At 71.1% G+C, this 24951-nt stretch carries 21 protein-coding genes; 8 read left to right on the top strand and 13 right to left on the bottom strand.

Annotated elements, in window-relative coordinates; all coding sequences use genetic code 11:
* Window positions 1–50 precede the first annotated feature (50 nt).
* The gene (locus ACIHIX_RS38395) at window positions 51–1169 is read right to left on the bottom strand and encodes an FAD-dependent oxidoreductase (protein WP_399964684.1); all 1119 of its coding nucleotides are present in this window, start codon (window positions 1167–1169) and stop codon (window positions 51–53) included.
* 53 nt (window positions 1170–1222) lie between these two features.
* Here ACIHIX_RS38395 and ACIHIX_RS38400 point away from each other — a divergent pair, with 53 nt between their 5' ends.
* Window positions 1223–1909, top strand: a complete 687-nt coding sequence (locus ACIHIX_RS38400) for a TetR/AcrR family transcriptional regulator (protein WP_399964686.1) — start codon at window positions 1223–1225, stop codon at window positions 1907–1909.
* 189 nt (window positions 1910–2098) lie between these two features.
* On the opposite strand, the gene ligA is transcribed toward ACIHIX_RS38400, so the two are convergent.
* Window positions 2099–4198, bottom strand: coding sequence for an NAD-dependent DNA ligase LigA (gene ligA, locus ACIHIX_RS38405; RefSeq protein WP_399964688.1), 2100 nt, complete (start codon window positions 4196–4198; stop codon window positions 2099–2101).
* Between ligA and ACIHIX_RS38410 the strand changes: the two genes are divergently transcribed.
* Both ACIHIX_RS38410 and ACIHIX_RS38415 read left to right on the top strand, forming a co-directional pair.
* Window positions 4197–4655: a hypothetical protein gene (locus ACIHIX_RS38410; protein WP_399964690.1), complete on the top strand. Its 459-nt coding sequence runs from the start codon at window positions 4197–4199 to the stop codon at window positions 4653–4655. The genes ligA and ACIHIX_RS38410 overlap by 2 nt on opposite strands.
* Before the next feature lie 153 nt (window positions 4656–4808).
* Window positions 4809–5012: a cold-shock protein gene (locus ACIHIX_RS38415; protein WP_059190954.1), complete on the top strand. Its 204-nt coding sequence runs from the start codon at window positions 4809–4811 to the stop codon at window positions 5010–5012.
* A 120-nt stretch (window positions 5013–5132) separates the two neighbouring features.
* Here ACIHIX_RS38415 and ACIHIX_RS38420 read toward each other — a convergent pair whose 3' ends face one another.
* From ACIHIX_RS38420 to dctA, 5 genes are all read right to left on the bottom strand, one after another.
* A complete protein-coding gene (locus ACIHIX_RS38420) occupies window positions 5133–6050 on the bottom strand; it encodes an NAD-dependent protein deacetylase (protein WP_399964692.1) in 918 nt (305 codons plus the stop codon).
* Window positions 6051–6218: 168 nt separating this feature from the next.
* A complete protein-coding gene (locus tag ACIHIX_RS38425; protein WP_399964694.1) occupies window positions 6219–7298 on the bottom strand; it encodes a tartrate dehydrogenase in 1080 nt (359 codons plus the stop codon).
* Between the two features lie 131 nt (window positions 7299–7429).
* Window positions 7430–8329 carry a LysR family transcriptional regulator gene (locus tag ACIHIX_RS38430; protein WP_399964696.1) on the bottom strand — a complete coding sequence of 300 codons (900 nt, stop codon included), beginning with the start codon at window positions 8327–8329 and terminating at the stop codon, window positions 7430–7432.
* Window positions 8330–8387: 58 nt separating this feature from the next.
* Entirely contained in the window at window positions 8388–9626 is a 1239-nt protein-coding gene (locus ACIHIX_RS38435) for a glycerate kinase (protein ID WP_399964697.1), read from the bottom strand.
* On the bottom strand, window positions 9626–11086 hold the full coding sequence (gene dctA, locus ACIHIX_RS38440) for a C4-dicarboxylate transporter DctA (protein WP_399964699.1): 1461 nt from the start codon (window positions 11084–11086) through the stop codon (window positions 9626–9628). The genes ACIHIX_RS38435 and dctA overlap by 1 nt, the downstream gene beginning before the upstream one ends.
* Window positions 11087–11603: 517 nt before the next feature.
* Here dctA and ACIHIX_RS38445 point away from each other — a divergent pair.
* The gene (locus ACIHIX_RS38445) at window positions 11604–12437 is read left to right on the top strand and encodes a PIG-L family deacetylase (RefSeq protein ID WP_399964701.1); all 834 of its coding nucleotides are present in this window, start codon (window positions 11604–11606) and stop codon (window positions 12435–12437) included.
* 96 nt (window positions 12438–12533) lie between these two features.
* On the opposite strand, the gene ACIHIX_RS38450 is transcribed toward ACIHIX_RS38445, so the two are convergent.
* The 6 genes from ACIHIX_RS38450 to ACIHIX_RS38475 form a co-directional block, all read right to left on the bottom strand.
* Window positions 12534–14012, bottom strand: a complete 1479-nt coding sequence (locus tag ACIHIX_RS38450) for an aldehyde dehydrogenase family protein (RefSeq protein WP_399964702.1) — start codon at window positions 14010–14012, stop codon at window positions 12534–12536.
* A 34-nt stretch (window positions 14013–14046) separates the two neighbouring features.
* Window positions 14047–15033, bottom strand: coding sequence for an ABC transporter ATP-binding protein (locus ACIHIX_RS38455; RefSeq protein WP_399964704.1), 987 nt, complete (start codon window positions 15031–15033; stop codon window positions 14047–14049).
* Window positions 15026–16924, bottom strand: coding sequence for a dipeptide/oligopeptide/nickel ABC transporter permease/ATP-binding protein (locus ACIHIX_RS38460; RefSeq protein ID WP_399964706.1), 1899 nt, complete (start codon window positions 16922–16924; stop codon window positions 15026–15028). Before ACIHIX_RS38460 ends, ACIHIX_RS38455 begins: the two co-directional genes overlap by 8 nt.
* Window positions 16921–17859, bottom strand: a complete 939-nt coding sequence (locus tag ACIHIX_RS38465; RefSeq protein ID WP_399964708.1) for an ABC transporter permease — start codon at window positions 17857–17859, stop codon at window positions 16921–16923. Before ACIHIX_RS38465 ends, ACIHIX_RS38460 begins: the two co-directional genes overlap by 4 nt.
* Before the next feature lie 60 nt (window positions 17860–17919).
* Window positions 17920–19533, bottom strand: a complete 1614-nt coding sequence (locus ACIHIX_RS38470; protein ID WP_399964710.1) for an ABC transporter substrate-binding protein — start codon at window positions 19531–19533, stop codon at window positions 17920–17922.
* 409 nt (window positions 19534–19942) lie between these two features.
* Window positions 19943–20737: an IclR family transcriptional regulator gene (locus ACIHIX_RS38475; RefSeq protein WP_399964712.1), complete on the bottom strand. Its 795-nt coding sequence runs from the start codon at window positions 20735–20737 to the stop codon at window positions 19943–19945.
* A gap of 175 nt (window positions 20738–20912) precedes the next feature.
* Here ACIHIX_RS38475 and ACIHIX_RS38480 point away from each other — a divergent pair, with 175 nt between their 5' ends.
* From ACIHIX_RS38480 to ACIHIX_RS38495, 4 genes are all read left to right on the top strand, one after another.
* A complete protein-coding gene (locus tag ACIHIX_RS38480) occupies window positions 20913–21779 on the top strand; it encodes an alpha/beta hydrolase (protein ID WP_399964714.1) in 867 nt (288 codons plus the stop codon).
* A gap of 229 nt (window positions 21780–22008) precedes the next feature.
* Window positions 22009–22584 (top strand): carboxymuconolactone decarboxylase family protein, encoded by a 576-nt coding sequence (locus ACIHIX_RS38485; RefSeq protein ID WP_399964716.1) that lies wholly within the window; start codon window positions 22009–22011, stop codon window positions 22582–22584.
* Entirely contained in the window at window positions 22584–23516 is a 933-nt protein-coding gene (locus ACIHIX_RS38490) for an aldo/keto reductase (protein ID WP_399964718.1), read from the top strand. Before ACIHIX_RS38485 ends, ACIHIX_RS38490 begins: the two co-directional genes overlap by 1 nt.
* The gene (locus ACIHIX_RS38495) at window positions 23513–24925 is read left to right on the top strand and encodes an MDR family MFS transporter (RefSeq protein WP_399964720.1); all 1413 of its coding nucleotides are present in this window, start codon (window positions 23513–23515) and stop codon (window positions 24923–24925) included. Before ACIHIX_RS38490 ends, ACIHIX_RS38495 begins: the two co-directional genes overlap by 4 nt.
* Window positions 24926–24951: the final 26 nt, after the last annotated feature.

The following is a 24951-nucleotide window of genomic DNA, read 5'->3' on the forward strand; positions in this document are numbered from 1 at the left end:
GCGACGGAGACGCCGCGGCGGTGCCGTGCCGCTGTTGTGGCACCGGGCGGTCAGGACGGCTGGACCTGGTCGAAGAGCGCGAGAGCGTTGGCCGGGTCAGGGCTCACGAGGCGTTCCAGGCCGGACATCGTGATCCGCCCCCATTTCCCGGCCCGCGCCCACATCTGTTCCTCGAAGGCGCGGACCGCCTTGTCCAGATCGCCCGGACCGGTGGCGATGGCCTCGGCGAGTTCGGCCCCTTCCAGCATCGCGAGGTTCGCGCCCGCCCCCAACGGGGGCATCAGATGGGCGGCGTCGCCCATGAGCGTCACACCGGCGACATGGGTCCAGGTGTGGGACTCGGGCAGTACGTAGAGGGGACGGTGGACGAAGGCCGTGCCGTGTCGGAGGAGGTCGAGGACGGGCGCGGCCCAGCCCTCGAACAACGCCAGCAGGCTCGAGCGCACGGCTTCCACGTCCGCCGGGTCGAGGCTGGTGTGCCAGTCCAGCGGCGTACGGAACTGGGCGTTCACCTTGACGTGGCCGCCGCTGTTGCGCTGGGCGACGATGCCGCGGTTCACGCCGTACACCGCCATGGAACCCTCGCCGATCAGCCGGGCCAGGTCGGGGTGGCGGGTGTCGATGTCGTCGAGGGAGGTCTCGACCGAGGTGACGCCGGTGTAGTGCGGTGTCACCGACGACACGGCCGGACGGGTCCGGGACCAGGCGCCGTCCGCGCCGACCACGAGGTCGAACGCCTCCTGCCGCCCGTCCGCGAAGCGGACCGTCGCGCCGTCCCGGCCCCCCGGCACCACCTGTGTCACCTCCTGGCCCCACTGGACCTCCAGCGGGCCGAGGAGCAGGTCACGGAGGTGCCCGCGGTCGATCTCGGGATTGGCCCGGTCGTCCGGGCGGGCCCGCCAGTCGCGCAGGACGGTCCCGTCCGCGTCCAGGATGCGCATGGCCTGCCCCTCGGGGCGGGACAGCGTCTCGAACTCCGCCAGCAGCCCCGCTTTGTCCAGCGCGACCTGGCCCAGCCCTTGGTGCAGGTCCAGCGTGCCGCCCGGGGGCCGGGCCGTGCGGGAGGGATCGCGTTCGAGGACGGTGACCGGATGGCCGTGGCGGTGCAGGACACGGGCGAAGGTGAGGCCGGCGGGACCGCTCCCGACCACGGCGATGCGATGTCTCATGTCGATACACTGTATTGATCCGCTACGTCGCATCGCAACCGTACGATGTGAACATGACTGTCTGGGACCGGCCGGAGCCGCCGACTCGCCCCGTGCCGCTCGACCGGGAGCGGATCGTCGCCGCCGCCGTCGCGCTCGCCGACGAGGGCGGTCTCGAAGCGGTGTCGCTGCGCAAGGTGGCCGCCCGGCTGAACGCCGGCCCGATGCGGCTGTACGGCTTCATCGCGACCAAGGAGGAACTGTTCGACCTCATGGTGGACGAGGTCCAGGCCGAGATCCTCCCCGAGGAGCCGCCCGGCGACTGGCGGGAGGCGCTCCGCGTGCTCGCCCACCGCACCAGGAAGGCCGCCCTCCGCCATGAGTGGCTGGCCGACCTGCTGGGCGGCCGTCCGAGCCTGGGCCCCAACGGCCTCGCCGTGACCGAGGCCAGACTGGCGGCCCTCGACGGCCTCATCGACATCGACACGGCCGTGCGCGCCACGGAGACGGTCGGCGCCTATACGACCGGCGCGATCAGGCGTGAGATCGCCAACCTGCGGGCCGAACGTGCCACCGGCCTGTCCAAGCACGACTGGCGACGCGCGTCCGGCCCGCATGTGACGAGGATGCTGGCCACCGGCCGTTTCCCGGCGCTGTCCAAGGCCGTGCACGAGGGCACGGACGTGGACACCGAGACATCCTTCGCGACCGGCCTGGACTGGGTCCTCGACGCGGTGGCCGCGAGACTCGAACGGCCTTGATCATCCAGGAGCCGCCGGACGCGGTCAGCCCGACTTCTCGGCGGGGCCGGCGAGCTCGGCGAGGAACTGCGGCACTCGGTCGGCGCCGAAGTTCCTCCGCGCAGCCGCGAGATACCCCGGAACGACCCCGTCGATGGTCAGGGTGAGTTCGACCCCGGTGATCCCGTCGGCCGGACCCCGCGGCGCAGGTCAGTCGAGGAAGTCGGCGATGAGTGCGGCGAACTCGTCCGGTGCGGCCAGGCGGATGCCGAGGTCTTCGGCCTTGGCGCGCTTGGAGCCCGCGCTGTCTCCGGCGACGACCAGGGAGGTCTTCTTGGAGACACTGGAGGAGGAGCGGCCTCCGGCTCGCTCGATGAGCTCGTTCATCTGGTTGCGCGAGAGCTTCTCCAGAGCGCCGGTCATCGAGCCGGTGACGACGACGGTCATCCCGGCCAGCGGCAGATCCGTCGTCGCGGCTGCCCCGGACTCGTCGGTGCCGTCACCGTCACCGTCTGCGTCGGCCGGGGGCGGCGGGGTGGCGCCGGGTTCGGTCATGTTGACCCCGGCCGCGGCGAGTTTGTCGATGAGCGGGGCCAGTTCGGTGAGTTCGGCGACGATGGACGGGGCCTTCTCGGTGCCGATGCCCTCGACCCGCTGCATCGCTTCGGTGTCGGCGGCCCGGATGTTGTCCATGGTGGCGAAGTGCCGCGCGATCCGCCGGGACATGGACCGGCCCGTGCCCCGCACCCCCAGCGCGCACAACACGCGTGACAGCGGCTGGGCCTTCGCCGCGGTCAGCGCGGCCAGGAGGTTGTCGGTGCTGGTCTCGCCCATCCGGTCCAGGTTCAGCAACTGCTCGCGGGTGAGGGCGAACAGGTCGGCGAGATCGGCGACCAGACCGGCGTCGACCAGCTGGACGACCCGGGTGTGACCGAGCCCCTCGATGTCGAGCTGGTCGCGCCCGGCGGCGTAGGACAGCGAGGCGACCAGATGACAGTTGCGGCCGTTCTCGCAGCGCCAGCGCTGCTCGCTGGTGTCGATGGCCGATCCGCAGCGCGGGCACGCCTCGGGGAAGACGATGGGCTGCTCCTCACCGGTGCGCAGATGGGCGACGGGGGCTTCGACGCGGGGGATGACGTCCCCGGCGCGGTAGACCATGACATGGTCGCCCAGGCGCAGGTCACGGCGGGTGATGTCGGCCGGGTTGTGGAGGGTGGCGTAGGTGATGGTGGAGCCGTCGATCTCCACCGGTTCCAGGACCGCGCGCGGGGCGATGATGCCGGTGCGGCCCACGTTCCACTCCACCTCCAGCAGGCGGGTGATCTTCTCCATGGCCGGGAGCTTGTAGGCGATCGCCCAGCGCGGGGCGCGGGTGCCGGAGCCGGCGGTCTGCTGGTCGGCGGCCAGGTCGGCCTTGATGACGACCCCGTCGATCCCGAACGGCAGTTCGGCGCGCAACGCGGCGATCTCCGCCACCCGGCTCAGGACCTGCTCGACACCGTCGGCGACGGTGCCCGGCACGGCGGTCGACGCGGTGGTGTTCACCCCCAACTCGGCGGCCCGGGCCATCAGCTGACTGTGCGCGCTCTCGCCGAGCCGCTCGGCGAGGGCGGGGTCGGTGTCGGGCAGGGGGAGCAGGCCGTACCCGAAGAACGTCATCGGCACGGTGTAGGCGCGGTCCTTGGCGCGCAGCGTGCCGGCCGCGGCGTTGCGCGGGTTGGCGAACGGCTGCCCGCCATGGTCCGTGCGTACGTCGTTGGCGTGCTCGAACTGCGCGGTCGTCATCAGGATCTCGCCGCGGACCTCCACGGTGACCGGCTCCGACAGGGTGCCGGGCAGGCCCTCGATGGTGCCGATCGCGTGGCTGACGTCCTCTCCGGCCGTCCCGTCGCCGCGGGTGATCAGCCGTCTCAGCCGGCCGTGGGAGTAACGGGCGGCGACCGCGAGACCGTCGAGTTTCGGCTCGATGCTGTACGAGGTGACGTCGTGGCCGACGCGGCGCTCCAGCGAGGCGGACCAGGCGGTGAACTCCTCGGCGGAGAAGACGTTGTCCAGGCTGAGCATCGGCACCGTGTGCGGAACATCCCCCTCGACGGCGCCGCCGGCGACCTTGCCCGAAGGGGAGTCCGGGAGCACCTGGTCGGGATGGTCGGCCTCCCACTGCGCGATGCCGCGCACCAGCCGGTCGTAGACGTCGTCGTCCAGGGGCGAGGTGCCGCCCCCGTAATAGGCGGCCGCGGCCTTCACGGCGTCCTCGACCGCCTGCGCGTAGGCGGCGGCATCCACGATCTGTGCAGCTGGTGTCGTCATGACCGCCATCCTGCCTGCCACCACTGACAATGCCCTCGCTGAGCGCCTGGCGCGGGTGGGGTTCCCGCAGGACGAACTGGACCGGCATGGGCTCGACTTCGGCAGCCTGCGCGAGAGGCCACAGGAGTGCGCACCGGCGGTCGGACGTCTCGTCGACTCCCAGGCCGAGCGCGCGGAGACGGTGCTCGCCCGGTGCCGGTGCCGGTGCCGGAGCCTGCCGGAACTCGTCGCCCCGGAGTACCGGCCCTTCCTGAACGCCCTGATCTCCGTCCAGGAACTCCGGCTCGACGCCGTGCAGCGCAACCGCGACATCGCGCGGCCCGGGACCGGCGGTTCTGAGGGGGTACGCGTGCCCGAAGCAGGGTCCGGGGCGACTTGTCCTCGTCCGCGGCGGGCTCGTGGCCCCGTCGCCCCAACCGGCGCGATGCGGTACATAGTTGTCGCTCTCTGGAGATGATCCGCTTCGCCGTGTAGCGTCTGCTCCAGCTGTCGTGGTTCGCAGTACCTGCCCGCGCCTTGGCGTGGGCGTTTTGCTGTGCAGTGCCGGACCAGGGCGATCACCTCCAGGGCCGCGCGGTGCGGTTCCTGACATCGACTGAGAGGCATCAGCATGGCCAGCGGAACCGTGAAGTGGTTCAACTCCGAAAAGGGCTTCGGCTTCATCGCCCAGGACGGCGGCGGTCCGGACGTCTTCGCGCACTACTCCAACATCAACGCCTCCGGCTTCCGTGAGCTCCAGGAAGGCCAGGCTGTCACCTTCGACATCACCCAGGGCCAGAAGGGCCCGCAGGCGGAGAACATCACCCCCGCCTGATCTCGGCCCGCTGCCCGGGCTTCGGGGGCCAGTCGAACCCATGTACGCCGTCGCGGTGTGTCGAGCACCGCGGCGGCGTACAGACGGTTCCAGAACAGCCTCCGGGAAGCGTGGGCCCGCTCAAGCCTCCCCGGCTCGTCCCCCGGTCGGCTCAGTGCCGACGTCCAGGTTCAGTGCGTCTGCGACGCTGGTCAGAGCTGCTCCCAGCGGCAGTGCGACGCGGGTGAGGACGTGGGGGTCGCCTCGGGTCGGGTCCCGGTTGACGATGATCACGGTTTTGGCGGCCTGGGCGGCCTGGCGGACGAACCGTAGACCGGACATGACGGTCAGGGAAGAGCCCAGCACCAGTAGCGATCTCGCGTCACGGACCAGTTGGCGGCACTGCTCGACCCTCGTGGCGGGCACGGTCTCGCCGAAGAACACCACGTCCGGCTTGAGGACGCCGTCGCAGATCAGACACGGCAGCACCTGGAAGTCGCCCACCTGCGCGTCGGTGAGGTCGGCGTCGCCGTCGGGGTTGATCCCGGCGGCCGTCGGCGCGAAGCCCGCGTTGGCCTCCTCCAGCCGCAGGGCCAGCGCCCGGCGCGAGCTGACAGCACCGCAGGAAAGACAGACGACCCGGCCCAGGCTGCCGTGCAACTCGACGACACCCTCGCTGCCCGCGGCCTGGTGCAGGCCGTCCACGTTCTGGGTGATCACCCCCGAGAGCAGGCCGTGTCGCTCGAACGCCGTCACGGCCCGGTGCCCGGCGTTGGGGCGGGCCCGGCCGAAGGTGCGCCAGCCGAGGTGACTGCGCGCCCAGTAACGACGGCGGGCCTGGGCACTCGCGGTGAAGTCCTGGTAGGTCATCGGCGTGTGCCGGCCAAGGCTGCCGCCCTCGCCCCGGTAGTCGGGGATGCCCGACTCCGTGGAGATACCCGCCCCGCTGAGCACCAGCACACCGCCGGCGCTCAGCACATCCACGACCGGGCCCAGATCCGTGGTGGCCGGCGGCAGATCCTCGGCAGGGGTCCAGCTCAGGGTGGGACGCATGCGCATGCCGCAAGGGTACGAAATCCCGGAGAGCGGACGCGCGGGGCAGCCGAACGTGCGCGTGCCCGCCGTACCAGGTCGCCGCCGCACGGGTCGTCGAAGGCACGCCGCACTGCGACCGCGACGAACCCGTACGACTCGATCCGGCGTCCCCGATTCCCTGGCCCGCATGGCTCACAGGGCGTCGATCAGCGCCTTGGTGACGTCCTCCGTGGAGGCGGTGCCGCCGACGTCGCGGGTGAGGACGCCGGCGGCCGTCGTGGCCTCGATCGCCTTGTTGAGGCGGGCCGCCTGGTCGTGCAGGCCGAAGTGCTCCAGCATCAGCGCGGCGCTGCCGACCGCGCCGATCGGGTTGGCGAGGCCCTGGCCGGCGATGTCCGGAGCGGAGCCGTGGACCGGCTCGAACATGCTCGGGAAACGGCGCTCGGGGTTGAGGTTGGCGCTGGCGGCGAGCCCGAGGCTGCCGGCGAGGGCGCTGCCGAGGTCGGAGAGGATGTCGGCGTTGAGGTTGGAGGCGACGACGACGGAGAGGTCCTCCGGCTTGAGCACGAACTTCGCGGACATCGCGTCGACGAGCACGCTCTCGGTCTCGACGTCCGGGTAGTCGGCGGCGACCCGCTTGAACACGTCGTCCCACAGGACCATGCCGTACTGCTGGGCATTGCTCTTGGTCACGGAGGAGACCTTCTTGTGCGCCCGGGTGCGGGCCAGGTCGAAGGCGAACCGCATGATCCGTTCGCAGCCCACCTCGGTGAACAGGGCGGACTGGACGGCGACCTCACCGCCGGGTCCGCGACCGCCGAGGTTGCGGCCGCCGAGGCCCGCGTACTCGCCCTCGCTGTTCTCGCGGACGACCACCCAGTCGAGCTCGGTGTCGTCGGCCTTGCGCAGCGGGCTGGTGACGCCCGGCAGGAAGTGCACGGGCCGGACGTTGGCCCACTGGTCGAAGCTCTGGCAGATCCTCAGCCGCAGCCCCCACAGGCTGATGTGGTCGGGGACGTTCGGCCAGCCGACGGCACCGAAGTAGATGGCGTCGAAGTCCTTGAGCCGGTCGAGCCCGTCCTCGTCCATCATCGTGCCGGTGCGCTCGTAGTACTCGCAGCCCCAGGGGAACTCCTGCCACTCGAAGGCGAAGGCCCCGCCGGACTCCTCGGCCAGGGCGTCGAGGACGGCACGCCCTGCGGCGACGACCTCCTTGCCGACGCCGTCGGCGGGGATGGCGGCGATGCGGAACGTGCGGGGTGTGGTGGTCATGAAGTGCCTCCGGCCGGCTGTGTTTCGGGGTCGCTTCGAGTCAACACAGCGCCCTGGTGAACCGTCCAAGACATGGATTCGATACGACGTATAGGCGTGGCCGATCGGTTGTGCGGCGGCTCGTCGACGTGTCAGGCGTCGCGGACCCGGCGTTGCGCCAGCGACCTGGTGAGGGTCAGGAACGCGCGGGCGGCCGGCGTCAGATGCGCGGGCAGGCTGACCATCGCCACATGGAGGTGGGCGGTCGGTTCGATGGGCGCCACCACGGCCCCGCACCGACGGGCCAGACGGGTCCACGAGGAGGGCAGCACGGCGACGCCCACGCCCGTCAGGACGAGCGGCAGGATGGAGGTGCGGTGGTCGACGATGGTGACGATCTCCGTGCCGGTACCGCCCGCCGTGATGTCGTCGACGATGGTGCGCATCAGGCTGCCCGTGCGCGAGGCGATGAGTTTCTGCCCGGCCAGGTCCTCGGGCCGGACCGTGACATCGTCCTCGACGGCCCCGCCGGGGGCGGCGACGACCACGAAGGGCTGGTCCTCGACGTGCAGGACGTCGATCCCGGAGGGGTTGACGGGGCTCGCCGAGCCCAGCAGGCCCAGCTCGCAGGCGCCGCTGCGGACCAGCGACACCACCTCGTCGGGCGTGAACGCGGCCTGCGTGCTCACCGTGACGGACGGGTGCAGCTCGGCGAACCGGTGGACGAGGGTGGTCAGCGGCTCGATGCCGGGGGAGGGCATGGTGGCCACCTCCACCGTGCCGCCGTGCAGCCCGGCGAGCGCGGCGGCGGTGTCGCGCACGGCGGCCAGGTCGCGCAGGACGCGGCGGCTGGGCTCCAGCAGTTCGGCACCGGCCTCGCTGAGGACGACGCCCCGGCCCACCCGGTGGAACAGGGCGACCCCGAGGTCGGCCTCCAGGTTCGCCATGGCCTGCGACAGCGACGGCTGGGCCACGTGGAGCGCCGCAGCGGCCTTGCTGAAGCCGCCGTGCTCCACGATGGCCAGGAAGTACTCCAGCTGCCGCGCGTCCACGTTGCCTCCGCCGATCGGTCGTCCTAGGTCAGGGTCAACCTAGGCCGTGTCTTTCGGATCATCCCGGTGAGCACCGTCGCTCCGAGTCGGGCTGATCCGAGAGACACGGCCTAGCCGCCGACCCGGCCCCTTCCCCGCAGCCGCCGATCCATCGCTCGGCGACCGCGCGGCCATACCGTGCGAGCAGCTGTGCGGACAGCGCACTGTCGGTGGCGCAGTCCTCGTCGGTCAGATCCGTCAGGGCCTGCACGGAGCGGAAGTGGGCGCCCGCCTGCTCGGCGGACAGGGTGCACCGGCCCGCGACGGCATGCACGGGGACACCCTGTCGCCGGGCCCGTCGCGCCAGGGCGACCGGCAGTTTTCCCGACAGGGACTGCTCGTCCAGGCTGCCCTCGCCGGTGATCACGAGGTCCGCGTCCGCGAGGAGTTCGTCGGCACCGAGCAGCGTCAGGAAGTGATCGGCCCCGGAGCGGATACGGCCGCCCAGCAGCAACCCGGCGTACCCGAGCCCGCCGGCCGCACCCGCTCCGGCGGTACGGGCGAGGCCGTCCGCGTCCGGGACACCGGCCGCCGCCAACCGTCGTACGAAGCCGGTCAGCGCCGCGTCCAACTCGCGTACGTCGTCGGCGGTCGCCCCCTTCTGCGGGCCGTAGACGGCGGCGGTGCCGTCCGCTCCGAGCAGGGGGTTGTCCACGTCGGTGGCGAGGATCAGATCGACTCCCGCGAGCGCGGCGCGGGCCGCGGTGAGGTCGAGGTGGTGGAGGTCGGCGAGTCCGCGGCCACCGGGGCCGACAGGGGTGCCGTCCGCGCGGGCGAGGACGGCACCCAGGGACTGCAGCAGACCCGCGCCGCCGTCGGTGGTGGCGACACCGCCGAGCGCGAGGACGAGCGTGTCGGCTCCGCCGGCCAGCGCCTGCCGGACGGCCTCGCCGACGCCGCGGCTGGTGGCCGTCAGTGCGGCCGTACGCCCCTTCGGCAGCAGGCCGAGGCCGCACACGGCGGCGGCCTCGACGAGGACGGTACGGGCGTCGCGGGCGACGGAGGCCGTCACCGGCTCCCCGACCGGCCCCGTCACCACGACCGTCTCGGCGCGGAAGCGGCCCGTGCAGGCGGCGGCCACGCTGCCCTCCCCTCCGTCCGCGAGGGCGAGTGTGGTGACGCGGGTGTGCGGGGCGGCGGCCAGCAGCCCGTCCGCCACGGCGCGGGCCACGGCATCGGCGGTGAGGGAGCCCTTGAACTTGTCCGGCGCGATCAGGACGGACGGCGTCACGATGGAGGGCGCAAGGCCGGAGGGCATCAGGACGTCACCTCGGCGGGGTGAACGGCGGCCGGACGCTGCTTGGCGAGTACCACCTCGGACTCCGACTCGGACTCCGACTCGGACTCGCGCTTGGGCTCGGACCTGGACTCGATCTCGGGCTCGGCCTCGGTGGCGAGCGAGGGCTCACCCGCCCGCCCGGCCAGCACCGCCCGCGCCCGTTCCAGATCCAGCCCGTTCTCCCACTTGGCGACGAACAGGGTGGCGACGGCATTGCCGAAGAAGTTCACCAGCGCCCGGCACTCCGACATGAACTTGTCGATGCCGAAGATGAGCATGATGCCCGCGGCCGGGACGGAACCGACCGTCGACAGCGTGGCGGTGAGCGCGATGAAACCGCCGCCCGCGACGCCCGCCGCGCCCTTGGAGGTGAGCAACATGACGGCCAGCAGGCCGAGTTGCTGGCCGAGGGAGAGGGAGGTGTCGGTGGCCTGGGCGATGTAGAGGGTGGCCAGCGACAGATAGATCGCCGCTCCGTCGAGGTTGAAGCTGTAGCCGGTCGGCACGACGAGGCCGACCGTGGGGCGCTCGGCGCCCATGAACTGGAGCTTGCGCATCAGCCCGGGCAGCGCGGGCTCGGCGGTCGAGGTGCCGAGGATCAGCCAGAACTCCTCCTTGAAGTAGCGGAAGAGCTGGAAGATGTTCAGCCGCACGTACAGGGCGAGCACACCGCCGAGCACGACCACGACGAACAGGGCCGAGGTGACGTAGAAGAGGAGGATCAGCGAGCCGAGGCTGGTCAGCGTGGACAGGCCGAACTTGCCGATGGCGTACGACATCGCGCCGAAGGCGCCCAGCGGTGCCGCCCTCATCACGAAGGACAGGACCTTGAAGACGACCTCGGTCAGGCGTCCCACGGCCGCGATGATCGGCTCGCCCGTCTTGCCCACCAGCTTGATCGCGATGCCGAAGACGACGGCCAGGAAGATCACCTGGAGGATCTTCCCCTCGACGAACGGGCCGAAGAAGCTGTCCGGCACGATGCCGGTGAGGAACTCCCACCAGTGCTGGTGCTCGCCCTGTTCGACGTACTGGCTCGCGTCGCCCGTGGTCCGCAACGTCGACGGATCGGCGTGCACACCGTCCCCGAGCCGGAAGACGTTGATCGCCACCAGGCCCGTGAGCAGGGCCACGATCGTGCCGACCTGGAAGTAGGTCAGCGCTTTGATTCCGGTGCGGCCGACCTTCCTCAGGTCCGCGACGCCGGCGATGCCGCCGATGATCGTCAGGAAGACGATCGGCCCGATCAGCATCTTCATCGCGGTGATGAACGTCGTGCCGATCGGCTCCATGTCGGTGGCCAGATCCGGCCACCGCCAGCCCAGCACGATGCCGATCACGATCGCCACCAGCACCTGGACGTACAACTGCCGGTACCACGGCTTGGCCGCGATACGCGCGGCCTGCTCGGCTCGTCCGTTGCCCGGGGTATGCGTCATTGCAGCCTCCCTGATCGCGCGCCACCGAGCCCGATCGGTCCGCGCCAGCTTTGGGCCACAGTGAACCCGGGCCCGGCGCGGGGGGTCCACGACCAAAAATCGATGCCCCGTATAGGCGCGGCCTATCGATGCGGCAGGACCTCGGCCCCGACGGCATCGTCCCTGCCGACGGCGCCTTCTTCGACGCCCTGACACCGCGGCCGTCGGCACCGCAGTGCTTCTTGCAAGTGCGCCGTCCCGCAGCGATGAGTTCTGCCGTGGCGGACCGTCTGTATCCGTGTACGGGCGAGACCGCTGCTGAGGACGGGACGTCCGGGGCCAGAAACAAGCCAAGAGGCCGCGCCGGGAACACCCGGTCCGGCCGGGAAGGTTGCATCGAGCGAGGGACCGGTGCCGCATGGGCGGGGCAACAGGGGACCGCAGGGTCATCCGCCCCCACCTGGAACCGGGCCTCAAGGTCGCGGTGTGTCCGCCGCGCCGTCCGGACCCAGATATTTGTCCGCAGGAGGACTTTTTCATGACTGACCGCCCTTTGACCCTCATGGCAGTGCACGCCCACCCCGACGACGAGGCCACCGGCACCGGAGGGGTCCTCGCGCGGTATGCGGCGGAAGGCATGCGCACGGTGCTGGTGACCTGTACCGACGGCGCTTGCGGGGACGGACCGGGGGGTGTGAAGCCGGGCGATCCCGGGCACGATCCGGCGGCGGTCGCCTTGATGCGCCGCCAGGAGCTCCAGGCCAGCTGTGACGTCCTCAAAATCAGCGATCTGGAGATGCTGGACTACGCCGACTCCGGAATGATGGGCTGGCCCGGAAACGACGCCCCCGGATCCTTCTGGCAGACCCCTGTGGAGGAAGGCGCGGCGCGGCTCGCGGAACTCATGCGGCACTACCGGCCCGACGTGGTCGTCACCTATGACGAGAACGGCTTTTACGGCCACCCCGACCACATCCAGGCCCACCGCATCACGATGGCGGCGCTGGAGATGACCGACCTGTCACCGAAGGTGTACTGGACGACGGCGCCCCGCTCGATGATGCAGCGGTTCGGCGAGGTCATGCGCGAGTTCCATGAGGACATGCCGGAGCCGGACCCGGCCGAGGCCGCCGCGCTGGCCGAGATCGGTCTCCCCGACGACCAGATCACCACGTGGGTGGACACGACCGGCTTCAGCGGCCAGAAGTTCGACGCGCTGGCCGCGCACGCCAGCCAGGGCGAGAACATCTTCTTCCTCAAGATGGGCAAGGAGAGGTTCGGCGAGTTGATGGGCATCGAGACCTTCGTACGCGTCCAGGACACCACCGGCGCGCCCGTACCCGAGAACGACCTCTTCGCCGGCCTGCGCTGATCGCGTCGCCGCGTCCCGCCACCGAAGGATCCGGTGGCGGGACGAACGTGGGCGTCGTCGCCGTCTCTCGATGACCGGCCCGGGACTCGTCCCCGCTCAGCCGGAGTTGATGACGACGCACTTCACCTGGGTCCAGTCCTCCAGGTAGTCGGGCCCCATGGAGCGGCCGAAGCCACTGTGCTTGTAGCCGCCGAAGGGTGCGCCGATCGCGCCGTTCGGGCCGCCGTCGCCGAGGGTGTTGACGGCGACCTGGCCGGCCTGGACCCGGCGGGCCAGTCGCACCGCGCGGCCGACGTCCTGGGTCCAGACGGTGGCGGTGAGGCCGTAGCGGGTGCCGTTGGCGAGGGCGACCGCCTCTTCCTCGTCCTCGTAGGTGAGGACGGAGAGCACGGGGCCGAAGATCTCCTCCTGGGCGATGCGCATGTCCGGCGTGACCCGGTCGAAGAGGGTCGGTTCGACGAAGTAGCCGTCGTCGTAGGGTGCCCCGATCAACTTGCCGCCGCCGACGACCACTTCGGCGCCCTCCTCGCGGCCGATGGCCAGATAGTCCAGCACCCGCCTCTCCTGCCGGGCGTTGATCAACGGGCCCATGTCGACCTGCTGGTCCCACAGCCCGACCCTTACGGCACGGAACGCATCGGCGAGTTCGACCACGAGCCGGTCGTGCAGGGAGGAGTGGACGAGCACGCGGGAGCCGGCCGCGCAGACCTGGCCGCTGTTCATGACGATGCTGCGCACGATCGCCGGTACGGCCTTGGCCAGGTCCGCGTCCGGCAGCACGATCTGCGGGGACTTGCCGCCCAACTCCAGTTGCAGCGGGATGAGGTTGCGGGCGCAGGCTTCCATGACGGCGGTGCCGGTGGCGGGGGAGCCCGTGAAGCTCAGCTTGCGGACGCCGGGGTGCGCGGGGAGCGCGGCGCCGGCCTCGTCTCCGTATCCGGTGACGACGTTGAGGACGCCGGGCGGGATACCCGCCTCCTGCGCCAGCTTGGCCAGGTAGAGGGCGGTGAGCGGCGCGTCCTCGGCAGGCTTGAGAACGACCGTGTTGCCGGCGGCGATCGGGGCCGCCGTGTTGAACACCGTCATCGGGCCGGGCGCGTTCCACGGGATGATCGCGCCGATCACGCCGTACGGCTCGCGCAGGGTCAGGCCGAGGACGTCCGGGGAGCGGGTGGGAAGCGTGTCGCCGAAGACCTTGTCGGCCTTGCCCGCGAGGTAGGTCAGGCGTGCGGCGATGGGGGAGGGGCCGACCGGGTGGCCGACCTCGATGGCCTCCAGGCGGTTGATGTCGTCGTCGTGCTCGCGCACCGACTCGGCCCAGCGGTGGAGGAGTTCACCGCGTGCGGCGGGGCTGGCGTCGCGCCAGGCGGGGAGCGCCCGCTCGGCGGCGCGTACGGCGTCGTCGACGTCCTCGGCGGTGCCGCGCGGGACGCGGGCCAGCAGGGCGCCGGTGGCCGGGTTGACGACGTCGATGGTGGCCTTGGAGCGAGCGGGAACCCACTCGCCGCCGATGAGCTGGGTGCCGTCGGGCAGGAGTGCGGCGATGTCGGGCTGAGCAGATGCGGTGGTGGTCATCGTGGTCCTTGACGAGGAGGGGGAAGCGGGGCGGCTACGCGGCTCGGGCGATGACGTGCTCGTAGCGGTGACAAGCCACGGACACGCCGCCCTGGTCGGTCAGTTCGGGGCGGGTCGTTCGGCAGATGTCCTGAACGAAGGGACACCGGGCGGCGAAATCGCACCCGGTGCCGGGTCGCCCCGGTGTGGCGGGGGTGGGGGCTGTGGCGCGCAGGCGTTCGGTGCGGCGGGCGAGTTGCGCCGTCGGGTCGGGGACCGGGGCCGCCGCCAGCAGGGCGCGGGTGTAGGGGTGGGCGGGGGAGTCGGCCACCAGGGCCGCCGGGCCCCGTTCCACGACCCGGCCGGCGTAGAGGACGACGATGCTGTCGCTCAGATAGCGCACGACAGCCAGGTCGTGGGAGATGAACAGATAGCTCAGACCGCGGGTGCCCTTGAGCCGCGCGAGCAGATTGAGGACCTGTGCCTGCACGGACAGATCCAGCGCGCTGACCGCCTCGTCGCACACGACGAAGTCGGGCTCCATCACCAACGCCCGTGCGATGGCGATGCGTTGACGCTGGCCACCGGAGAAGGCCGCAGGATGGCGGCGGGCGGCACCGGGCGGCAGGCCCACGTCGTCGAGGGCACGCAGCACCCGTGCCTGGATCTCCTCGCTGGGCAGCGCGAGGTTGTACCGCAGGCTCTCGGCGAGGGTGTCGCCGACGGTGTGCGCCGGGTTCATGGAGCCGTAGGGATCCTGGAACACCACCTGCATACGGCGGGCCAGCGACCGGCGGTCCGTGCGGGAGGCCCGTGTGATGTCCGCGCCGTCGAACGTGATCGTGCCGGCGGCCGCGGGGACCAGCCCGAGGAGCGCGGAGCCGATGGTCGACTTGCCCGAGCCGGACTCGCCGACCAGCCCCACGGTCTCGCCGTGGCACACCGTCAGATCGACGCCGCGTACGGCGTTGAGCGGCCCGCCGCTGCGGCGCGGCCGGGGATAGATGACGCTCAGGTCGCGCACCTTCACCAGGTCAGTCACGAGGTGCACCTCCGGTCGGTTCGAGGGGCTTGAGACACCGGGTCGAGCGCTCCATGGCCGCCAACTGGGTGATGACGACGGGCTTTTCCCGGCAGGCGTCGGTCACCCGTGGGCAGCGGTTCTGGAAGTGGCAGCCGACCGGCCACTGCGGCGGGGGCGGCACGGCGCCCTCCACGGCGGGCAGCGGCTCGCCCGGCACCGCGTGGTGCGGGTCGGAGCGCAACAGGCCGGCGGTGTACGGGTGGGCCGGTGCGGTGACCAGGGCGGTGACCTCGGCCTCCTCGACGACTTCGCCGGCGTACATCACCACGGCCCGGTCGCACAGGTCGGCCAGGACGCCCCAGTCGTGGGTGATGAGGATGACGGCGGTGCCGGCGGCCTGGAGTTCGCGGAGCAGGTCGAGGATCTCGGCCTGCACGGTCACGTCCAGCGCGGTCGTCGGTTCGTCGGCGATGACCAGGGCGGGATCGCCCGCCAAGGAGGCGGCGATGCCCACGCGTTGGGCCATGCCCCCGGACAGCTGGTGCGGGTAGCTGGCGGCGACGCGGGCCGGGTCGGGCAGCCGTACCTTCGCGAAGAGCTCCAGTGCGCGCTGCTTGGCCTCCTTGCGGGAGCAGCCGGTGTGCACACGCACGGCCTCCGCGACCTGGGCGCCCGCCGTGAACGACGGGTCCAGGCCGGATATCGGGTCCTGGGAGATCCAGCCGATACGACGGCCCCGGACCCGGCGCAGTGCCGCCGCGTCGGCGAGGGCGAGATCCGCGCCCTCGAAGCGGATGGTGCCGGTGGTGATCTCGCCGCCCGCGGGCAGCATGCCGAGCAGCGAGGTCGCGGTGACGGTCTTGCCGCAGCCGGTCTCGCCGACGATCCCCAGCACCTCACCGGCCGCCAGGTCGAAGGAGACGTCCCGGATCACCTCGGTCGCCTTGCCGTCGACCGGCAGTGCGACGGTCAGGCCCCGGACGGAGAGCAGTGCGTCGGCGGGAGCCTCGGCCACCGTCTGGACCGACGGCCGTGGTCCCGCCGCGGCAGCCGCGCGGCGACGACGGGACGGCGGTTTGTCCGCCGAGGGCGCGAAACGTTCGGCGAGGGTGTCGCGCAGACCGTCGCTCAGCAGCCCCAGCGCCAGGATGAAGCTGATGATCATGAATCCGGAGGGCACCAGCAACCAGGGATCGGTGCCGACGTTCTTCGACGCCTCGGCGATCATGCTGCCCCAGCTGGCCTCGGTGGTACCGAGTCCGAGGAAGCCGAGCCCGGTCTCCAGCAGTACGGCGTAGGCGCCGTACACGGAGGCCTGGACGAGGACGACTCCGCTGACGCGCGGGGCGACATGGCGGCGGATGATCACCCGGTCGCGGATGCCGCTCGCGACGGCTGCCCGGACGTACAGCTCCTCCTTGACGCCCAGCGTGGCCGAGCGCACGACCCTGGCCAACAGGGGTGCGCCGAGCAGGCCGTTGGCGGCCATGGCCGCGTTCTCGTCGTTGACGAAGACGGAGAGCACCACCAGCAGCACGATGATCACGGGGACGGCGGAGACGAGTTCCGCGCTCTTGAGGACGAGCCGGTCGAACCAGCCGCCCCGGTATCCCGCGACCATGCCGGCCGGGACCCCGAGCACCAGATACACGAAGAGGGTGATGACCACTCCGAGCAGGGTGATCTGCCCGCCGTGCATCAGCCGGCTCAGCACGTCCCGGCCCAACTCGCCCGTGCCGAGCCAGTGTTGGCCGCTGGGCCCCTGGAGTGCGGCGGTCAGGTCCTGTTCGTCGGGATCGTAGGGGGCGAGCAGGCCTGCGCTGAGGGTGATCAGGACGACCAGGAGGAGATAACAGGCGGAGGCGAGAGCCGCCCGCTTGCGGACGAAGCCCTTCACGAGGCCCTTCATGTCCGCACCTTCGGGTTGAGCATCGCGTACACCACTTCGATCAGCAGGTTGATCAACATCACGGTGACCGTGAAGACGAGGGCGACCCCCTGGACCATCGGGATGTCCTGCGTCTGCGCGGCCGTGACGGCCAGGCCGCCGAGGCCCGGCATCACGAACAGGGTCTCGGCGAGCACGGTGCCGCCGAACAGGGTCACCACGACGATCCCGAGCACGGTGACGATCGGCGCGGCCGCGTTGCGCAGCACATGCCGGAAGAGCACCGACCGTTCGGGGATGCCGCGGGCCCGCAGGACCCGGACGTAGTCGCGGTCGAGCTGGGTGAGCACGCCGTCGCGGGTCTGCTTGGCGACCGGCGCGGTGGCCGGCACTCCCAGGGTGAGCACCGGCAGGACCAGCGACTCGAACCACTGGACCGGCGACTCGGTGAACGGCACGTAGCCGGTGGCCGGGAAGAGCGGCAGCTGCACGGCGAACGCCGTCATCAGGACCAGACCGAACCAGAAGTTGGGTACGGCGAGTCCGACGAGCGAGATGCCGTCCACCGCACGTCCCAGCCGGCCGCCCTTCAGCGCGCTCAGCACCCCGAGGGCCACCCCGGCGACGGCGGCGACCAGGATCGCGCCCCCGATCAGGGAGAGGGTGACGCCCAGGCGGGAGCCGAGCTGGTCGCTCACCGGGACCCCGGAGGTGAGGGAGGTGCCGAGGTCGCCGTGCAGGGCGGCGGCGAGCCAGTCCGCGTAACGGACGGGGAGCGGGTGGTCGAGGCCGAGCTGCGCGTCAAGTGCTGTGACCTGGGCGGGACTCGCGTTGGCGCCGAGGATGGTGCGGCCCGGGTCGCCCGGCACCAGACTGGTGAGGACGAACGTCAGGACCGAGACTCCGAACACGACCGGGATCGCGCCGAGCAGCCAGCGGAAGAGGATCCGGTGCATGGCACCGCTCTCCTTTCTTGAGCCGGGCGGCCCCCGGTCAGGTGAGGGCCGCCCGGAGCGCTACTTGGTGGCGTAGACGGCGAGCGGGCTCACGAAGGGTGCTCCCGCGCTGACCTGCACGCCGCCGATGCCGGGGCGGACGTAGTAGTTGACGGGGGTGAAGGCGACCGGGGCGAACCAGGCGTTCTTCACCAGGTACTCCTGCATCTGCCGGTCCAGGTCGGCGCGTTCGGCGGGCTCGGCCGCGGCGGCCTTGTCGAAGAGGTCGGTCAGCTCGGGGGAGGTGGAACCGAAGCCGTTGAAGACCTTGGAGCCCGGCATGAACAGGTCCAGGCCCTCCAGATACATCGGCTCCTCGGTGAACCCGCCGGAGACGGCCGGGTACTTCTTGTTGGTCTGGTTCTCCACGAAGGAGGTGATGCTGGTGACCGCGGTGACCTTGACCTTGATGCCGACCTTCGCCAACTGCCCGGCGATCGCCTGCGCCATGGTGTCGAAGCCGACGAACGTGGCGGCGAGGACGGGCAGTTCGAAGCCGTCCGCGTAGCCGGCCGCCTTCAGCAGCTCCTTGGCCTTGGCCGGGTCGTAGGGGTAGTGGTCGGCCAGCTCCGCGGAGTAGCCGTCACCGCCCTTGATCACGGTCTGGGTCGTCGGGGTGCCCGCCGATCCGAGGAGCGCTTTGGTGACCGCCTCCCGGTCGATGGCGTAGTTGACGGCCTGCCGGACGCGGACGTCACCGAGCGGCTCGGACACCTCGCCCTCGCGGTCGATCAGGCTCAGCCCCTGGAGGATCACCGGGAGGCCGACGGTGGACATCCCGGCGGCCTTGGCCGAGGCGGCCGAGGTGTAGTCGCCCTTGTAGACGTCGATCTGGCCGGTCTTCATGGCGTTGACCGCGGTCTGCCCGTTCTGGACGATCCGGATCACGATCTTCTTGTAGTGCTGCTTGGCCTTGTCGTAGTAGGAGGGGTTGGCGGTGTACGTGTAGTGGTCGCCGGCCACGCTGTCGGACGGCTGGTAGATGTACGGTCCCGCGCCCTGACTCGTCTTCGTCGGCGTGAGGCTCGCCGTGTTCGCCAGGCCCTCGGGGCTGATGATCTGCCCGATGCCGTACGACTGGGTCAGCAGCGTGGGCAGGATCGGGTTGGGCTTGGCCAGCTTGATGGTGAGCGCCAGCGGGCCGGTGGCCGTGATGGTCGCGTCGGTGAGGTAGTGGGCCTGGTTGCCCTGCGCCTTCTTGGCGTACTCCAGGGAGGCCTTGACCGCGTCGGCGGTCACCGCGGTGCCGTCGGCGAACTTCACACCGGAGCGCAGGGTGAGGGACAGTTCCTTGTTGCCCGTCCCGACGTACTTCCAGGACTTCGCCAGCGCCGGTTCCACCTTGCCCGCGGGGGAGAGGTAGAACAGCGACTCGTACGACAGCATCGTGAAGTCGACGAAGCCCAGGTCGGCGGTGCCCGGGTTCAGGCCGGGCGGGGCCTGCTGCTCGGCGACGGTGAGGGTGTCGCCGGCGACGGGCTTGCCGGTGCCCTGGGCGCCCGCGGTGGTGTCCGTCCCGCCGCCGCATGCGGTCAGCGCCAGGGACAGCGCGGCGCACAGGGCGGGCAGGCCGTAGCGGGCGGAACGGAGTGGTCTCGGCGCGGGCCGGTGCGGTGGGAGGTCGTGGGAAGACATGGCTCTCCTTGCTCAGTTGCGCTGGAGCTCGGCTGGGGCGCTGCCATGGGTGGGGCGAGGCGCGCGGGTGCGGCGATCGGGCCGACGGGCCTGAGGGGGAAGTCGGGTCTGCGTCGCGGGGATCCGCCATGGCGACGGCCGGCTGTGGGCCGTACGGGATCGGCGGTACCGGGAATTGAGCGGCGACGAACCGGAGGTGCTCCCGCTGCTCGCGAGGAATGATGTTCAGGCGTTCAGCGCCGATGTCGTGGTCCCGTCCGGGGGCTGGCCGGACGGAACGCGATCGGTCGAGTGCTGTAACCCTGCTGAAACGGTGCGTCGGTGTCTACCTGTCGTACAGGACGAACTGACCGACGAACGTGCAAGCTAAGAATGCGGATCATGCACGGACGGAAATGCGGACAGGGGCTCAGCCCAGCAGTCCGTGCAGCGCTTCGGCCGTCGTGAGCAGCAGGTCCTTGCGGTCCAGGAGCGCCTCGCGGGACTCCAGGAAGGTGATCGTGGCGAGGCCGACCCCGCCGACGACCCGACCCCGGGCATCGCGGACGGGGGCGGCGAGACAGCGCACACCGAACTCGTTCTCCTCCTCGTCGAGGGCGAAACCCCGCTCGCGCACCGTGGCGAGTTCGACGCGCAGGGCGGCGAGGTCGGGGATCGAGTTCTCGGTGCGGGCCTCCAGGCCTACGCGCTCCACGAACGCGGTGAGTTCGTCGTCGGCCATGGCGGCGAGGACGCACTTGCCGATGGCGGTGGTGTGCGGCGGCAGCTGCTGGCCCACCCGGGAGGACTCCTGCACCGGGTTCGGACCGGCCACCTTGACCAGCAGCGTGATGCTGTCGCCGGTCCGTACGCCCGTCTGCGCGGTGAGCCCGGTGCGCCGGCTGAGCACCTCCAGTTCGGCCCGCATCACCTGGTCCTCGGCGCAGCCCTGGGTGACGCGGGCCGCGAGGGCGCGCAGCCGCGGGCCGGGGCTGTAGCTCCCGGCGCCGTCGGTGGCCAGGTAGGAGGTGGCCACCAGGTTCTGCAGGATGCGGTGGGCGCTGGCCTTGGGCACGCCCGCGGCCGCCGCGATCTCGCCGAGCCGGTGCGGATAGCCGGGTGCCGCGGCGGCGTCCAGCAGGTTGAGGGCCTTGTCGGTGGCGTTGCCCGCGGCGGAGCTGCGTCCGCCTCGGCCGCCTGTCTGTGAGTCCTCTGAAGTTTCCATCCCGGCCATTGACAGTCTCCCGTCGCGAGGTCTTCACTGATGAACGTTCCGCTAAAAGATACAGCATTCCACGTAACGGAACGCTCCCGGGGTTGGGAGGGCCGGAGGGCTGCCGCGCCCCCCTCGGAGGACCCCGGATCCCCACCACGACAGCTCACCCGAGAGGACTCACCCCGTGGCAGAGAAGGTCCACACGGTACGCACCACCCCCGAGCAGATGGCAGAGATCGAACAGCAGTGGATCGACGAGGTCCAGGACGACCAGGAACTCACCACCTTCGGTCTCTACCCCCAGCCCTCACGCGGCGGCACGGACGCTCAGGGCAGCTACCAGCTCTACCTCCCGCCCCAGTACGAGAGCGAACCCGACCGGCGCTTCCCCGTCATTTACTGGCTGCACGGCGGATTCGGCAATGCCCGGCAGGGTTCGGAAATGGTTGCGCGGATCGACAAGGCGATCCGGGGCGAGGTCATGCCCCCGGCGATCGTCGTCGTCCCGCAGATCCTGCCGATCGGCTGGTACGTCGACTCCAAGGACGGCGCCCGCCCGCTCGCCCAGATCACCGCCTTCGACCTCGTCCGGCACATGGACGACACCTACCGCACGATCCCCGAGGCCGCCGCCCGCACGATCGAGGGCTTCTCCATGGGCGGCTTCGGCGCCCTCCACCTCGGCCTGAAGTACCCGAAGATCTTCGGCAAGGTGTCCGCGGTCGCCCCCGCGATCCTGCGCGACCTCAAGGACGAGCCCGAGGACCGCGTCAACAACACCTACTTCGGCGACCAGGAGTACTACGACCTCTGCCACCCCTGGAGCCTGGTCCTGGCCAACGCCCCCGAGCTGCGCCGCACCAGCCAGGTCCGCCTGCTCTCCGGCCGCCTCGACACCCGCCTGGCCCCCACCATCCGCGACCTCGACGCCCGCTTCACCGCCCTCGACGTGGACCACGACTTCTTCGAGTTCCCCGACGCGGACCACGAGTACGCCGACATCATGGACGGCTACGGCGACCAGTACTTCGCCTGGTGGCGCAGCGCCTGACGCACCGCCGGTGTGCTTCCGACAGGTTGAGCCGCCCCTGACCCGCTCCCTGCGACCGAGCCGCACACCACCCCGCACACCATGTCCGGCCGACGGCCCGTCACCGTCGGCCGCCCGTGCCCGGGCGCGCCTCCCCGTCCGCCCGGGCGCGGGTCCCTCCCGCTCCTCCCGTCACCGTCCCGTGTCGCGGTGACGCCCCTTCTCGTCTTCGCCGAAAGGCAGTACGACCATGCGTCTGACCCCGCTGACCAGCCTCAGCCCCGAGCAGAACGAACTCCTCACCGCCATCGTCGGCCCCGGAGTCGAACCGCCCCCGCCCTTCCTCGCCTGGGCCCGCAACATGGAACTCGCCCCCTGGGTCGAGCACCTCGGCCGCTACTGCCGCAACGAGTCACGTTTCCCCCAGCGGCTGCGCGAGCTGAGCGTGCTCATCGCCGGCCGCCACTTCGACAGCCAGTCCGCGTGGAACGCCCACTACGAGCAGGCGATCATCGAAGGCGTCCCCGCCGAATGCCTGGACCGGCTCGCGCGCGGTGAAGCACCCCGGTTCAAAGCCGAGGACGAGCGGGTCTTCCACGCCTTCGCGCACGAGATGCTCTACGACCACTTCGTCTCGGACGACACCTATGCCGAGGCCCTCACGCTCTTCGGCGAGGAGGGCGTGCTCGATCTCATCGGCTGCGTCGGCAGTTTCAGCATGTCCGCGATGATGCTGAACGTCTTCCAGATCCCCCTCAGGGAGTATCTGCCCCGCCCTTTCCCCGAGATCGACGGATTCGGACGGGTCGCCGGGAGTGAGGCCTGATGCCGCACTCCCCGGTGCACCTGCTCGACGGACTCTTCGCCCAACAGGACATGGAGAGCGCGGCCCACCGCTTCGTCCTCGGCGGCCCCTTCGGCGCGGAACCGGTCGAGACCTCCGCCGAGCGCCTCACCCGCTTCGCCGACGCGGGCGGGCTCCTGGTCGAGACCTCGCACAGCTACGCCAAGGGACAGGCCGAGCCGGCGATCGGACACTGGCTGCGCAGAAACCCCGGCACGCTCGGCGTGGCCACGAAGGTCGGCCACGACACCACCGGCGCGGACCTCCCGCTCGACCGCGACACCGTCCACGACCAGGTACGGGCCGCACGCGACAACCTGGGCGTCCGGACCATCGACGTCCTCCTCTACCACTGCGACGACCCCACCCGCTCCGTGGCCGAACTCGCCGACACCCTGGTGAGCCTCGTCGAGGCCGGACACGTCCGCCGCGTCGGAGCCTCCAACTGGCAGCCGGACCGACTGTCCGCGCTCGCCGTCGAACTGGCCGAGCGGGGCCATGACGCCGTCGCCAGTTACCAGTTCAGCCTCGCCGAACCCGAACCGGCGCTGCTCGGCGGCAGCCTCCACGTCGACCCCGCCGTCCTCGACGTCGTCCGCGCCCACCGGCTGCCCCTGCTGGCCTGGTCCGCGCAGGCCCGCGGCTACTTCGCCCGCACCGGGACACGCGAGACCAACGGCAGACCGGACCCCTACGACACCGAGGACAACCGCGCCCGTCGCCGCCGTTGCCGCGAACTCGCCGCCGAACTCGGAACCCGACCCGAGACGGTGGCGCTCGCCTGGACCCTCCACCAGTCCCAGGTGTGGCCGTCCATCGGTCCGCGGACGACCGACCAGATCGACCGTTCCCTCCAGGCCCGCGGCCTGCGCCTGACCGGAGCCCAGGCCAACTGGCTCCGCCACGGACGGTGAGGCCCCTCGTCCGCCGGGCCGGGAACACAGCCGCGCCGCCCACCGGCCCCCGCGTCCCCGCCAAGGTGGCGGTCTGCGGGGTGTTCGTCGCCGCGAACTTCATGGCGATCCTGGACACCACCATCGTGAACGTGGCGCTCCCGGCCCTCGGCCGCGACTTCGGCATGGACGCCTCGGCACTCAGCGCGGTCAACGTCGGCTATCTGGTGGCCCTCGCGGTCTTCATCCCGGTCTCCGGCTGGCTCGGCAACCGCTTCGGAACCCGGCGCACCGCACTCGCCGCGCTCCTGCTGTTCACGGTGGCCTCCGCCCTGTGCGGGACCGCCGGGTCCCTGCCGGAACTCACCGCCTGCCGCGTCGTACAGGGTGTCGGCGGGGGCCTCCTCGCGCCGGTCGGCATGACGATGATGCTGCGCGCCTTCCCCGTGGCGGAGCGGCTGCGCGCGCAGAAGTACGTCATGGTCCCGACCGCCGTCGCCCCCGCCCTGGGACCGGTGCTGGGCGGCTGGCTGGTGGACACCGCCTCCTGGCACTGGGTCTTCCTCGTCAACGTCCCCGTCGGTGTGCTCGCCCTGCTCTTCGGCCTTGCGACCCTGCCCGACTTCCCCGGCTCCGGCGCACCCCGCTTCGACCTCCCCGGCTTCCTGCTGGCCGGCGGCGGACTCGCGGCGGTCCTCTACGCCCTGACCAGGGCACCGGAGCGGGGGTGGGGGAGCGGGCACGTCCTCGTCCCCCTGCTGGGCGGCGTCCTGCTGCTCGTGGTGCTGGTGCCCTGGGAGCTGCGTGCCCCGCACCCGATGATCGACCTGCACATCGTCGAGGACCAGCTCTTCCGCACCACCCAGATGTCCCTGCTGCCCATGGGCGCCGCGTTCCTCGGCGTCCTCTACCTGTACCCCCAGTTCCTCCAGAACGGCCTGGGCTACGACGCCTTCCACTCGGGACTGGCCACCTTCCCGGAGGCACTGGGCATGCTGACGGCCTCGCAGATCGCACCCCGGCTGCACGACACGGTGGGTCCGCGCCGACTCATGGTCACGGGCGGCGTCGGAGCCGCCGTCATCGCCGCCTACCTGGGGACAGCGGCGAATGCCGCGCCGGCTCTCACCCTGTACCCGTCCCTGTTCCTGCTCGGCGGCAGCGTGGGCCTCCTCTTCGCCAGTGGCCAGAACGCCGCCTTCGTCACCGTCCCCGCCGCCCGCATGGCCGACGCCACGACCGTGCTCTCCATGCAGCGCCAACTCGCCGCCGCCGGCGGGGTGGCCCTCGCCGGAACCCTGGTGGGAGCCGGCTACCGCGCGAGCTTCCTCACCATGGCGGCGGTGAGCCTGTGCGCCTCGCTCCTCGCCCTCCGCGTCAGCGACCGCCGTGTGCGCGAGGGATACGCGAGCCCTGTCCCCTCTGCTTGAACAGGGAATGACTACGGGGATGGCAG

The organism is Streptomyces sp. NPDC051913 (assembly GCF_044593635.1).
GTDB lineage: Bacteria > Actinomycetota > Actinomycetes > Streptomycetales > Streptomycetaceae > Streptomyces.

Excerpts from the sequence above, each read along its gene's own strand:
- ACIHIX_RS38485 (WP_399964716.1), top strand. The coding sequence starts at position 22,009 with ATGCGTCTGACCCCGCTGACCAGCCTCAGCCCCGAGCAGAACGAACTC.
- ACIHIX_RS38490 (WP_399964718.1), top strand. The coding sequence starts at position 22,584 with ATGCCGCACTCCCCGGTGCACCTGCTCGACGGACTCTTCGCCCAACAG.
- ACIHIX_RS38475 (WP_399964712.1), bottom strand. The coding sequence starts at position 20,737 with ATGGAAACTTCAGAGGACTCACAGACAGGCGGCCGAGGCGGACGCAGC.
- ACIHIX_RS38420 (WP_399964692.1), bottom strand. The coding sequence starts at position 6,050 with ATGCGCATGCGTCCCACCCTGAGCTGGACCCCTGCCGAGGATCTGCCG.
- ACIHIX_RS38395 (WP_399964684.1), bottom strand. The coding sequence starts at position 1,169 with ATGAGACATCGCATCGCCGTGGTCGGGAGCGGTCCCGCCGGCCTCACC.
- ACIHIX_RS38400 (WP_399964686.1), top strand. The coding sequence starts at position 1,223 with ATGACTGTCTGGGACCGGCCGGAGCCGCCGACTCGCCCCGTGCCGCTC.
- dctA (WP_399964699.1), bottom strand. The coding sequence starts at position 11,086 with ATGACGCATACCCCGGGCAACGGACGAGCCGAGCAGGCCGCGCGTATC.
- ACIHIX_RS38450 (WP_399964702.1), bottom strand. The coding sequence starts at position 14,012 with ATGACCACCACCGCATCTGCTCAGCCCGACATCGCCGCACTCCTGCCC.
- ACIHIX_RS38415 (WP_059190954.1), top strand. The coding sequence starts at position 4,809 with ATGGCCAGCGGAACCGTGAAGTGGTTCAACTCCGAAAAGGGCTTCGGC.
- ACIHIX_RS38460 (WP_399964706.1), bottom strand. The coding sequence starts at position 16,924 with ATGAAGGGCCTCGTGAAGGGCTTCGTCCGCAAGCGGGCGGCTCTCGCC.
- ACIHIX_RS38445 (WP_399964701.1), top strand. The coding sequence starts at position 11,604 with ATGACTGACCGCCCTTTGACCCTCATGGCAGTGCACGCCCACCCCGAC.
- ACIHIX_RS38470 (WP_399964710.1), bottom strand. The coding sequence starts at position 19,533 with ATGTCTTCCCACGACCTCCCACCGCACCGGCCCGCGCCGAGACCACTC.
- ACIHIX_RS38465 (WP_399964708.1), bottom strand. The coding sequence starts at position 17,859 with ATGCACCGGATCCTCTTCCGCTGGCTGCTCGGCGCGATCCCGGTCGTG.
- ACIHIX_RS38425 (WP_399964694.1), bottom strand. The coding sequence starts at position 7,298 with ATGACCACCACACCCCGCACGTTCCGCATCGCCGCCATCCCCGCCGAC.
- ligA (WP_399964688.1), bottom strand. The coding sequence starts at position 4,198 with ATGACGACACCAGCTGCACAGATCGTGGATGCCGCCGCCTACGCGCAG.
- ACIHIX_RS38435 (WP_399964697.1), bottom strand. The coding sequence starts at position 9,626 with ATGCCCTCCGGCCTTGCGCCCTCCATCGTGACGCCGTCCGTCCTGATC.
- ACIHIX_RS38410 (WP_399964690.1), top strand. The coding sequence starts at position 4,197 with ATGACCGCCATCCTGCCTGCCACCACTGACAATGCCCTCGCTGAGCGC.